This window comes from Tamlana crocina, assembly GCF_012037625.1.
Genome location: NZ_JAAVJS010000814.1, coordinates 1 through 290, shown reverse-complemented (window position 1 = coordinate 290; position 290 = coordinate 1). Strand labels below are relative to the sequence as shown.

The 290-nt window shown below is 46.6% G+C and carries 1 pseudogene; it reads left to right on the top strand.

Features of this window, described 5'->3' with window-relative positions:
- A pseudogene (locus tag HC176_RS19105) lies at positions 1 to 290 on the top strand (hypothetical protein); the annotation flags it as partial.

Genomic DNA, 290 nt, shown 5'->3' with positions numbered 1-290 from the left:
GAACGGGCTGGCTGGGATTGCCGCTGGCAAAAATGCTGCTTGCTGAAGGTTTTTCAGTAAAGGGTTCGACGACTTCTGCTGAAAAACTACCCACTTTAAGAAACGCCGGAATAAAGCCTTACCAGATCAAGGTAGCTTCGGAAGGAATAGAGGGAGATATAGCCGATTTTCTGTCGGCTACTGATGTTCTTGTCGTAGATTTTCCCCCGGGACTGAGAAAGGATCCCAAAATGGATTATTCAGGAGCTATACGACTCCTTTCTGAAGCAATTGCGACTTCAGGTGTCAAA